This window comes from Aeromonas sp. HMWF016, from assembly GCF_963878195.1.
Classification (GTDB): Bacteria; Pseudomonadota; Gammaproteobacteria; order Enterobacterales; family Aeromonadaceae; genus Aeromonas; species Aeromonas lacus.
In genome coordinates this window covers 1-11,400 of the sequence record NZ_CAWNWX010000036.1, presented here as the reverse complement: position 1 = coordinate 11,400, position 11,400 = coordinate 1, and the positions used below count along the sequence as shown (strand labels likewise).

At 48.4% G+C, this 11,400-nt stretch carries 8 protein-coding genes, 1 other RNA gene and 1 pseudogene; 4 read left to right on the top strand and 6 right to left on the bottom strand.

The genetic code is table 11. The features are described 5' to 3' along the window. From AACS24_RS05180 to AACS24_RS05170, 3 genes are all read left to right on the top strand, one after another. Positions 1-1,518, top strand: a 1,518-nt coding sequence (locus AACS24_RS05180) for an amino acid adenylation domain-containing protein (RefSeq protein ID WP_146181459.1), incomplete at its 5' end; no start/stop codon positions are given. Continuing rightward, positions 1,515-2,330, top strand: coding sequence for a hypothetical protein (locus tag AACS24_RS05175; protein ID WP_108572570.1), 816 nt, complete (start codon positions 1,515-1,517; stop codon positions 2,328-2,330). The genes AACS24_RS05180 and AACS24_RS05175, both read left to right, overlap by 4 nt. 507 nt (positions 2,331-2,837) lie before the next feature. Then, positions 2,838-4,112 (top strand): aminotransferase class I/II-fold pyridoxal phosphate-dependent enzyme, encoded by a 1,275-nt coding sequence (locus AACS24_RS05170; RefSeq protein ID WP_181364318.1) that lies wholly within the window; start codon positions 2,838-2,840, stop codon positions 4,110-4,112. Positions 4,113-4,250: 138 nt separating this feature from the next. Here AACS24_RS05170 and AACS24_RS05165 read toward each other — a convergent pair. Continuing rightward, positions 4,251-4,526 (bottom strand): annotated as a pseudogene (locus tag AACS24_RS05165) (IS5/IS1182 family transposase); the annotation flags it as partial. A gap of 351 nt (positions 4,527-4,877) precedes the next feature. Further along, the gene (locus AACS24_RS05160) at positions 4,878-5,066 is read right to left on the bottom strand and encodes a hypothetical protein (RefSeq protein WP_033113872.1); all 189 of its coding nucleotides are present in this window, start codon (positions 5,064-5,066) and stop codon (positions 4,878-4,880) included. Positions 5,067-5,346: 280 nt separating this feature from the next. Between AACS24_RS05160 and AACS24_RS05155 the strand changes: the two genes are divergently transcribed. Continuing rightward, positions 5,347-7,728: a PilZ domain-containing protein gene (locus AACS24_RS05155; protein ID WP_108572572.1), complete on the top strand. Its 2,382-nt coding sequence runs from the start codon at positions 5,347-5,349 to the stop codon at positions 7,726-7,728. A 265-nt stretch (positions 7,729-7,993) separates the two neighbouring features. Here AACS24_RS05155 and ffs read toward each other — a convergent pair. The 4 genes from ffs to AACS24_RS05135 form a co-directional block, all read right to left on the bottom strand. Continuing rightward, positions 7,994-8,090, bottom strand: an RNA gene (gene ffs, locus AACS24_RS05150) — signal recognition particle sRNA small type. A 102-nt stretch (positions 8,091-8,192) separates the two neighbouring features. Further along, entirely contained in the window at positions 8,193-8,981 is a 789-nt protein-coding gene (locus AACS24_RS05145; protein WP_108572568.1) for a sulfite exporter TauE/SafE family protein, read from the bottom strand. An 88-nt stretch (positions 8,982-9,069) separates the two neighbouring features. Beyond that, positions 9,070-10,506 carry an arginine-ornithine antiporter gene (arcD, locus tag AACS24_RS05140; protein ID WP_033113099.1) on the bottom strand — a complete coding sequence of 479 codons (1,437 nt, stop codon included), beginning with the start codon at positions 10,504-10,506 and terminating at the stop codon, positions 9,070-9,072. Positions 10,507-10,872: 366 nt separating this feature from the next. Further along, on the bottom strand, positions 10,873-11,400 hold a 528-nt coding region (locus AACS24_RS05135), incomplete at its 5' end, for an SDR family oxidoreductase (protein WP_108572567.1).

Genomic DNA, 11,400 nt, shown 5'->3' with positions numbered 1-11,400 from the left:
GAGCAAGGTAAAACAACCTCTTATAAAGAGTTGAATATTAAAGCAAACGATTTCCGCTCTATATTGACACATGCAAAGAAATCATTAATAGGAATAATTTCCGAAGTTAACTGTGAAAGCATCGCTGCCATATTAGGTATTTTAAAACTTGGCGCTACTTATGTTCCGCTAGATACAAAGTCCCCCGTGGATAGATTAAAAATTATGGTGTTAAACTTAGGGCTTGATACCATAATCGTTGATTCAAATATTGCATTGAAATTTAAGGATTTGTTTGATTCCTGCCCGTTTAACAAAATTGTGATCTTTGGTGATGATAATTATCGAGAGCTTAAATCAGCATTTTTGAAAAATGAAAACACAGTGTTCTTCAATGATTTTTTATTATCTGAATGCCGTAAGGTTAATATGTCTACACATACAAAGCCCCAGGTTAGTGATGATCTTGCTTATGTATTACATAGCTCGGGATCAACGGGTATTCCTAAAGGGATTATGTTAACTCACCGGAATGCCAGAACATTTGTAGATTGGATGCAAAAAGAGTTTAAACTGACAAAAAATGATATTCTCATGTCAAGAGCACCTTTTAAATTTGACCTATCCGTGTTTGATATATTTAATACTTTAGCTGTAGGGGCTAAAATTGTCTGTTTTGACTGGAATAAAAAAAGAAAGAGAGATCAAAAACATATTGATTATGTTAATCTAATGATAAAAGAAATGGCCTCAGTTATTTACACAACGCCTTCTACACTCATCACCCTATTAAACAGAGGAGGGTTAGGAGATCAAAAAACATCGCTAAGAACAATTATGTATGCCGGAGAGCCATTTCCCATCCCTCAACTTATAGAGCTGAAATCCCGTCTTAAAGAAGCCAAAATAGCGAACATATATGGTCCAACGGAAACAAATATAATAACTTATTACTGGGTGAATGAGGTAAACGAAAACTGGACATCAATCCCCCTAGGAAGAGTTGTAGATGACACTGAGATTTTAGTGGTAAATGAAGCGGGCAATAGAGTGTGTGATGTTAATGAGATCGGAGAGCTATGGTGTCGTGGAGGAACTGTAACTCTTGGGTATATCGGCCTGGATGACCTGACTAGCCAGTGTCTAGTTAGTAGCCCATTTCACTCTTATCCTGCAAAATACTGGAAAACGGGGGATTTTGGATATTTAGATGAAAATGGAGACTTACATTATAAAGGTCGAAAGGATCATATGATAAAGCTAAATGGTTATCGTATTGAGTTTGGTGAAGTAGAATCAGCAATGTCAAAATTAAGCGAGATTTTTGAATCTTGCGTAGTACACTATAAGAACGCGCTGGTGTGTTGCTATTCAACAAAAGATTATAAAACAATTCCCTCCTCATGTATTGTCGATGCCTTGAAGCCTTTGTTGCCTGAATACATGATACCAAAGGAGTTTAAGCATTATGATGAACTTCCAAAAACATCATCAGGAAAAATCGACCGAATCTTACTTGAACAGGAAGTGAAAATATGAATATTACACAATTGAAGGATATTATATTTTCAGGAAATCGCGCTTGGGAGTTAATGTATTTTGATGAAGTGCAAGAGACAGGTAAATATCAAATCACCTTTACAGAAAGTCCTGATAGACCATATTTAAATTGTGCTCATATAATTTACAACTTGACTGAAGAGGATATTAGCACTGTAGAGTTTTATTTTTCATCCCGAAATGAACCGTCAAGGATATATATAACAGATCTCTTCAATGCAGATTTTCCCAACAAGCTTTCTGAACGACTATATCAGCAAATTGTCAGCGATGAAGAGTTCTGGTATGAGCTGAAGATCGACCGAAAATATAACATATATGACTATTTCAAGGGACCTCAACTATCGCTAAATTTAAGACAAGTAAATATCCACACTGATGAATTAGATGAGTTTATGGCGTTAAACAAGCGTTGCAATGGATTATCAGTCCAGCAGGTGAGGCACAGTCTTGATAAAGTAAGATGTTTTGATAATTTATCCTTGGATAAGACCCTTGATCTTTATTCAATATACATAGATAACAAACTGGTTGCTACAGGTGCACTGACATGTATTGGAGATAAATGCTTCTTCTCCGAGGGAGCAACACACCCTGACTACAGGAATCTTGGGTTGCATTCCGTTCTGGTTGCTCATCGATTAAACATCTGTAATGAGCGAAAAAAGAAGAAAGCTTATGTCTGCTGCGACACAGAAGCATATTCGAATCACACTTTCAAAAAATTTAATTTCAAACATATATTTACTCGCCAGTTATGGGAGAAAGATCTTGACTTCAATGGCGAATAATGAGGTTGGCGGTTACGCTAAAGCACTTTATTATTGTGTTGTTGCTTGTCGATGTCATTATGAAGCGAACGGGGGGAATGTTGAACTTTTTTTGAATTACTATCCCGACACCTGACGACAATTTTTATTTGTGCGCTAATTTTTGCATTAAAACGGAGTTTAAATAGACATTGTAATTACCTTAACTTGATTTTAAGGTCGTCTTCCTTGTGATGGGAAACTTTCTCTGGTATCTCAGGGCGTCACTGGCCTTACTGTATTCGTATAAATTAAGTGAAGCCTGCCGACTGGCCCCTCTTGGGTATGTTGAGCTCCCCCTGAACCTATTTCTTGGTTATGTTTTTTTTCTGTGAGTACGCAACAGCATACAATATTGTCGGTATTAGCCTCGCTTTTATCGGTATAGCTCCATTAACAATTCCACAAGTATCAATTTATACAATGAAAACATCGTTAAACCCTGTGCTATCAAAGTACAAAAAATGAAAACTCAAAATGAGGTGTAATATGAATCCAGTTCTCGAACGTTCTTTTGTTAATATGAATCTGAATGAGCAAAGGAAAACCATCTCTGCCATTTGTGCAGAAAGTCCTATGTTTGACTTTTCGGCTGTGCGTCTGAACGAAAGGCAACTCGTCGACAAGTCAGGACATCATGTTATTGATTTTGCGTCACAGGACTACTTGGGGCTGACTTTTAATGATGATGTCGTAAATGCATCAATTTCCGGAACAAGAGATTTCGGGACCGTTGTTGCCTGGTGCAGACTGGTTGGTACGGTGGAGGTGTTTAACCAGGTTGAGCAGGAAATTGCAGAATTGGTAGGCACAGAGGCTTGCAGCATTTTCGCATCTACGACACTGTTGAATCATGGGGTGATTCCGGCATTAATGGGGAAAGATGGCGTATTATTTTTGGAAAAATCAGCCCACATGACGATGTATGAAGGGGCCAAGATAGCACGGGATAGTGGTTCAAAGCTGTGTAATTTTAATCTGAATGATTTGGAACAACTGGAAGACTTACTTATCGAGAATCAGCATATCAGTAAGAAATTAATTTGTGTTGATGGTGTTAATTCAATGACAGGGGATTATACAGATCTGCCCAGACTCGACAAACTGGCGAAGAAATACAACGCATTACTGTATGTTGATGATGCACATGGATTCGGTGTCGTTGGGGAAAAACCTGATGTTGAATATCCTTATGGAAAAAGAGGTAATGGAATCGTAAACTACTTTGGCCTTGATTATGAAAACATTGTTTACATTGGATGTTTTTCAAAAGCTTACGGAAGTTTTGGTTCGTTTATCTGTTGCAGTCACAACCTGAGACGTTACTTAATCTCCCAAGCGACACCGCATGACCTTGGTGGCGCGGGTCCGGCTTCTGCAATGTGTGCGGTGCTGGAAGGATTGAAAATTAACGCGTCGCAAGGTGAGTTTTTGCGAAGTAAAATGTCAGAGTTAACTCGCATGGCCATAAAGGGGTTGACCGAAATAGGCTTTGACACATCTAATGAAACGGGTTTTCCAATTATATCCGTGAAAGTTGGGAGTGGTAAAGATATGATTAAAGCATCAAGAGTGTTGTATGAAAACCATATTCTTCTAACTTTAGCACCTTATCCTATGGTTAAAAAGGGAAGTGAGGCTTTCCGCATCACTATTACAGCGACAAATACAAGCCATGATATTGCCCAATTAATTAAGGCATTTGAAGAGTTAAAAAATATTGGCTATTCATCATCATTGTTGCAGCGTAATAATATACAGTAATTATATCCGTGCTGAACTCACTTTATCATCTAAGTCTAGCGAGTTCAGCCAGTCAGCTAGGCTGCGTTCTTAAAGTGATGAAGGGCGTTGTTGCCCAAATCAGCCAGCAAGTCATGACTTCCCTGCCCCAGGTGACCGCTACACTTGGGGCTTTCTGACAGGTAGCCCCAGGGTATTCAGTTTGTTTATGGCGCTGACATACGCCATGACTTCTCCCACTTGGACGTTGTAGTTACGCAGACTGATTTTCAACTGCTTGAACCGATACATCGCTGTCTCTGCCAGCGAGCGACGGTGGTATCCCGATATCTTCTTCCAGTGCGCCAGTCCTTCCTTGCGCATCACCAGCATTGCGTCATGTCTTGGGTATCCCTTTTTCCATAACCCCGCACTCTTGCGAGGCGGGATACATGAACCACGGTTAATCAAAGACTTGCTGTATTGAGGCCAGTTGATGATGGGGTGAAGCGACGTGCCCATGATGCAGATTTGAAGAGGATGGTGGTGATCAGATCACCGAGTCCTCAGTTAGTTCCATTCAAGTTGCATCGATTTGGGAAACAACGCCACACAATCAGCATCAGAAGATGTGCATAGGCTTTATAGAGCGGAGACAGATACAGAAAATCGACCACTGTCAGCTTAGTGCAGATATCAAAGGGAGGCATCGGCCTCCCTTGTTTATTACAGCTCTCCGCTTACTGCACTACCACCAAACTCTTTATTCGCACCTGCGGTCCTGGTGACTCTGGAGGAGCCCAAATTCTATTTGGTTGCCGGTGCGGCTTTAGCTGCCGGAGCTTTGGCATGATGCTTGGTTTTATGATGCTGTTTTTTCACGACTTTGGTTTGAGTTGCTTGCGGGGCTGCAGCCTTGGTCGGTGTAGCTGCCATGGTGAAACCAGAGGTCAGGGCGAAAACTGCAGCTACTGCCAGGGGGATGATCTTTTTCATGGTCACTTTCCTCATTAGGGTGATGGAGCCGTTCTCCATGACTTCATCCTACGACCAGGCACGACGAACGTCCGTGTGTAGTTGGTGACGATATGTATCCAAATGTACAAGTCGCACACTGCAACTTTATGAGATGCCGATGGAATGGTGTTGTTAACGCCTTCCGCGAATAATGAGGAGTCGTTAGGATATGCAATACTAACAAGCGTGATTGCACCTCACTGTTGCGGCAAGATAATCAGTATTTGTGCTCATAAAATGACTTTTGCGGTGGGAATACATGGATCCAGTACAGCAACAAAAGTTGATTGAACAACTCATTCCCCAGCTGCGGAAAAAGAATTTCGCAGACATTTTTGCACAACTCACAGAGTCTGAAAGTAATAACGGACGCTTTCTGCTCAAAATGGAGCTACAGCGCAAATGCGCCTCCTGCCGCAGGGTCATCGATATGCGGGACGCCCTGGCAGATGAGTGTCAAGTATATGAATTCAAAGGCATGATCCACTTCATGCCGGCAGAGGCTATCAGCCTGTTCCAGAGCCAGTGCTTCATTTACCGTGATGACTACACGATGGGTGTCTACGAGGTGATGCAGCAGTGGCAAAAACAGCGGCAACAGGCCCGGGTAAAAGGCAAAGCCACGGCGCAGGCCAACCCTTTCCAGCAATATGAAGTCAAAACTATCCCATTCGCCAGTTATTACGGCCGTCGCCAAGAGCGTATGCATATCAGCTCCCCTGTAGAAGTCAGGCTCAAGGATGGAGCCAAACTCCTGGCCAAAACATCGGATCTTTCTCCTGAAGGCATTCGTATCTCGGTGCCTTATCTACCGACCTATCAAACCGGTGATCAGGTAGAGGTTATCTTTACCGGATTGGAGCACGACAGCGCCAATCCACTATTACAACAACCAGTGCAGTACCAGATTCTGGGTGAGGAGAATAAAGAGGGGCGCTGCTGGCTAATACTGATCCGCACTGGTGACAACCCGGCCTTTGATACCTTTATCAAAGAGTTCATCAAAGCCAATAAAGGCCATCATCGGATAAGCGTCGATCACCTGCTTTCCGCTGCGATCATCAAGGGACACGAGCAGTTCTATCTACCGCGCATGACAGGCATACCACTCTTTTTTAGTTCGGGTGCAAACCCCAAGCTGGAGATAGCCCTGCGCAGCGAGAACAATCAGCACCTTCTCGAGTACTGGCGTGACGAAAAAAACCGTGACGCACTGGCAGGACTGTTTTCCACCGATCGGATGAAACGCCTCTGCCCGGCACCAGGTGCCACCAAAGAAACGCTGATCTACAGCTTTGCCCATACCGTGCAAAATAAAATCTACTTCTTCTCGGCAACATCAGAAGAGTTACGGCTAAGTGGTTTGACCAAACTGTTCTTTCAGGTGGGTGCCCATCGCCCCAGCTGGCGCGTCTATAAATTTTCACTGGAACTATGTGAGTTGGCAGAAGCGGATCTGGGCCAGATTGTCGGGCTCGAAGAGTCCCAATTACATGACATCCAGTTGCTTGAACGCATCAAACAGATAGGCTATTGCGGTTTATTGCAGGAGATTAGCCTCGACTCACAACGGGAAGAGTTCCGCCAGGAAGGAGGGACAATCAACAATCCCAACGAGTTGCAACGATTTGGCCACGAACAAGAGCCCATGCCTTTCGAGATCGAGCTGCTGCAATATGTTCAGCTACGCAAAGAACAACGCTACATCCACAAAACGGAGATAACCATCAGCCACAATGGCAGATCCTGGCAGGGCTTAACCCGTGATATCTCCGCCCATGGTATGCAGATTGAGCTAGAAGAGGCCTTTATCGGTGAGAAAAACGATGTGGTTACCATTGCCCTGCCCCGTCTGCAGGAGCTGGCCAAAACAATGGACTTGCTGCATCTGCCTTACCGGTTGGTCAGCCTCAACATGACCCGCACGGTATTGCACCTTTGCATTGAAGGAGATACCGCCCGCCACATTGGTCGACAGTTCTTCACTCTGCTTATCGAAAGTAACCAGAAAAAGCTGAAAACAGCCCCGGAGCACCGCCGCTATCGCGGACTTGCCAGGGCTCTACGCAATATTTACACCAGTCATCTTTTCAATACCCCGCTATACGTCAACAAGCTAAATGGGAGTGCGAAGCCGGCATCTATTGGCAAGTCTCTCAAACCACGTTCATTACAAAGAGTACTCACTGTTTGTACTGCAAATCCGGAGCATGGCAACCTCTATCCCCTGTTTCAGGGGGACTTGCTGAAAGAAGTGCTGATGACCCCGCTTCGTCATCAGGAACGAGATGACAAACCAAGGCAGGAAGAAGTCTACGTATCGTACGTGCAAACAAACTCAGGTTGGCCCCAAATCAAGAGCTGCCTCGCCAACTCGTTCAGCAACGTGCAAGAAAAGCGGCAATTTATCGAGCAGGCATTACAGCAGGGGGAGTTTTATTCAGTGTTGGTTGGCATATCCCGTACTGGCCGACCAGACATCAACTTCGTCGCCAACGAACTGGATACCATCGCTAAATTTGCTATCCACAAGGCAAAGAAGCTGGAGGAGGATCTTTGGAGCGTGGTCGGGGTCAGTGAACTGACCGATACGACGGAAGCCACGCTGTTCCGACTTGGTATCACGCAGCATTTAACCTAACGCCCCCTGACCAAGAGGCCAAGGTGCTGTCGAACCAACAGAAGCCAAGGTTTCGCCACAACAGCGCGAGCCGTCAGCTTCGGGTATGCAGGGATTTTTTGATCTCTTTGCGGCGACCACAGGAGAGTGTGGTGACTTTCCGGTAATACCAGATGCCGTGGGGACTGAGCTAGAGATTCATCGATGAGCGCCTCGTCGTCTACATGAAGTGGATGACCAAGGGCTTTAGGAAGGTAACTTATTGAATTGCAGAAACAAGTGGTGGCCCTACCAGCCACATCCCCGCACTCGAGTCCCCCGCCTTGGCTGCTACCTTCCGGTCCTGACCAGGTCGACGGGTTATCAATGCGAGAGGACCAATAGGACCACCGGCGAGGAGAATAGGCAAACTGGGCGTTCAATGCAACGGCTTTCTGCCCTCCAACAGATCGTTTGCCTTATTTTTCAACAAACTGGCCAATGGTTCAGCTAAACAGCATGAATTTCGCCCCCACCAGCAGCATCAGCAGGGCAAATGCCTGCTTGAGTCGCTGGGGGGAGAGTCTGTGTGCCAGTTTGGCCCCCACCCGGGCAAACTGGGTACTGGTTAGCACAATACCAATGAGGGCTGGCAGATAGATGTAGCCCACACTCCACTCGGGCAGATCCACATGCCCCCATCCTGCATAGAGATAGCTCAGGCTACCCGCCAGCGCGATCGGCATGCTGCAGGCCGCTGAGGCCGCTACCGCATTGCGCATCGGTACGCTGTTCCAGCTCAGATAAGGCACGGTGAGCGAGCCACCGCCGATACCAAACAGTGCCGACATCCAGCCGATAACGGTGCCTGCGATGCCGGTACCGAGCGCTCCCGGAAGATGGCGCTCCGCTTTGGGCTTGAGGTTGAGCCCCATCTGCAACGCCATAGTCCAGGCAAAGCAGCCAATGATGATGTTAAGGGTGCTGGCACTGAGCAGATTGGCGGTCATGCCACCAAGCCAGGCGCCAAGCAACATGCCAGCCCCAAGCCTGCGGATCATCACCCAGTCAACCGCACCGGCCTCCTGATGAGCCCGCAGCGAACTGAAACCGGTGAAGATCATGGTCGGCAGCGAGGTGCCAAGTGCCAGATGGGTGATGATATCGGGATCGACCCCCTGCGCATGAAAGCTCACCACCAACACCGGCACTATGATAAGGCCGCCGCCGATCCCGAACAGTCCGGCCAGGATGCCGGCGAAAGCCCCCAGCAGCAGATAACCCATAAACAGCATAAAAATTCCTTCCGAGGCGACGCCGACAAGCTGTGACGCGGACGGCGTGTAAAAGAAGAGATGGCCCTTGGGCCATCTCTTGTCTCTATCAGTTCAGGGGGATGGTGCCGTCCATCACCTTGTAGAAGGCCAGCACGGCACAACCGAGCAAGGCCGCGGTCATCCCCTGCTCCAGCCGGTTGAGGCCGCGCAGACCGTGGTGCTGGCGCGCCTTCCAGTAGATGAAGATACCCGGGCTGTAGAGCAGCGCCACCAGCAGCAGATACTCGACGCCAGCCGCATAAACCAGCCAGCAGCCATAGATGGTCGCCATCAGGGCCAGCAACAGATCACGCTTGCGCTGATGCGGTTGACCCTGATAGGTCTCCCCTTTCAGCGCCAGCTTGAGACCATAGGCACCTGAGAAAACATAGGGTACCAGCGCCGCCGAGGTGGCGATGTTGACCAACGCCAGATAGGTGCTGTTCTGGAAGTAGATGATGATAAGGAAAGTTTGCACCAGACAGGTGGAGCACCAGAGCGATACCTGCGGTGAGCCGTTCTTGTTCTCCTTGGCAAACCAGGCCGGGAATACCCCGGTCTTGCCCGCAATGTAGGGCACTTCAGCCGCTAGCACGGTCCAGCTCAGCAGAGCCCCCATCACGGAGATGACCAGACCGATGTTGATGAGCCAGGCGCCCCAAGGGCCGACTACCGCTTCCAGGATCATCGCGGTAGAGGGGTTCTTGAGCTGAGCCAGTTCAGGCTGGGTCATCACCCCCAGCGAGAAGAGGGTCACCATCACGTAGAGCGCCAATGCACCCAGCAGGGCCAGCACAGTCGCACGGCCGACATCCTTGCGATGGCGAGCACGGGCAGAGACCACGACCGCCCCTTCAATACCGATGAAGACCCAGAGGGTGACCTTCATGGTGGACTTGACCTGATCCATCACGGAACCGAGATCGCTGTTGCCATGACCCCAAAAATCCAGAGTGAAGGTTTTCATATTGAAGGCAAGCAGGATGGCCACGCTGAAAACGATGAGCGGCACCATCTTGGCGATGGTGGTCACGATGTTAACCAAGGCAGCCACCTGAACCCCGCGCAGCACCAGCGAGTGTACCGACCAGATCAGAATTGAGGCCAGCGTGATGGCCACCGGCGTATTGCCGTCACCGAAGATGACGTGATCCGGCGTATCGAAGAAGTAGCTGAGCGCGCTAAATACCACGATGGCGTAGGAGACGTTGGCCAGCAGTTGGCAGAGCCAATAACCCCAGGCGGCGTTGAAGCCGATGAAGTCACCAAAACCTGCCTTGGCGTAGCTGAAGATACCACCATCGAGATCCGGACGACGCATGGAGAGGTTTTGATAGACCAGCGCGAGGCAGATCATGCCGACCCCGGTAATGGCCCATCCCAGAGCGACGGCCCCGGCGCTGGCATGTGCAGCAATATTCTGTGGGAGACTGAAGACCCCGGCGCCGACCATGGAGCCGATCACCAGCGAAATGAGGGCGCCAAGCCCTAGTTTCTTGTCCATCTCAATCCTGTTTAATTAGGCGGCGGCAGAGCGTCCGTATTCATACTGCGCGCGATATGGGAGGGGCTGAAAATCCGGACCCCGTGAAAAAGGCGGCAACTATATTGCATGACTATTCCGACCGCAATCCCTCGCATCGTCAAACATGCACCACCTTGACCGCGCGCAATTTTACAGCACTGACCTCAAGGGCCTGTGAGCTGGTTCAAATTAACTGAGACCCATTGATATTTCTCATATTTCTGCCGCCATAGAGCGACCCGGATGGTGCCCATGCATCGCCATTCAGTACCTTGGGAACTCAAAAGAGTGCATAAAAAAGCCCTGACCACGAGGTCAGGGCTCAATGTAAATCTTGGTAAAGGTCTACAGACGCAGACCGCCGTCAAGCTCGATCATCCGACCATTGAGGTAATCGTTGGCAAAGATGAAGGCAACGGTGTCGGCCAGCTGCTGCGCATCACCCAGTTTGCCGACCGGAATAGCCTGCTGCATCCGGGTCATCGCCTCCGGCTTCATCGCAGCCGTCATATCGGTGGCGAATACCCCGGGGGCGATCCCCATCACCCGGATACCGTGGCGGGCAAGCTCCCGCCCCCAGGTCACCACCAGCGAAGCCACCCCTGCCTTGCTGGCGGCATAGTTGCTCTGGCCGATGTTGCCGGCACGGGCGATGGAGGAGATATTGATGATGACGCCCCCCTCCCCGCCGGTTGCCATCAGCGCGGCCCCCTCGCGCCCGCACAGGAAGGTGCCGGTGAGGTTGACGTCGATGACGCTCTGCCACTGGGCCAGGCTCATCTTCTCTACAAGCGCCCCCTCTTTCACCTTGATCAACATGCCATCGCGCAGAATGCCTGCGCAGTTGATCAACCCGTGCAACCGACCAAAGTG

What these genes read in the sequence shown, in the direction of transcription:
- arcD (WP_033113099.1), bottom strand. Translation starts at nt 10,506, where the DNA reads ATGGACAAGAAACTAGGGCTTGGCGCCCTCATTTCGCTGGTGATCGGC.
- AACS24_RS05160 (WP_033113872.1), bottom strand. Translation starts at nt 5,066, where the DNA reads ATGAAAAAGATCATCCCCCTGGCAGTAGCTGCAGTTTTCGCCCTGACC.
- AACS24_RS05155 (WP_108572572.1), top strand. Translation starts at nt 5,347, where the DNA reads ATGGATCCAGTACAGCAACAAAAGTTGATTGAACAACTCATTCCCCAG.
- AACS24_RS05170 (WP_181364318.1), top strand. Translation starts at nt 2,838, where the DNA reads ATGAATCCAGTTCTCGAACGTTCTTTTGTTAATATGAATCTGAATGAG.
- AACS24_RS05145 (WP_108572568.1), bottom strand. Translation starts at nt 8,981, where the DNA reads ATGCTGTTTATGGGTTATCTGCTGCTGGGGGCTTTCGCCGGCATCCTG.
- AACS24_RS05175 (WP_108572570.1), top strand. Translation starts at nt 1,515, where the DNA reads ATGAATATTACACAATTGAAGGATATTATATTTTCAGGAAATCGCGCT.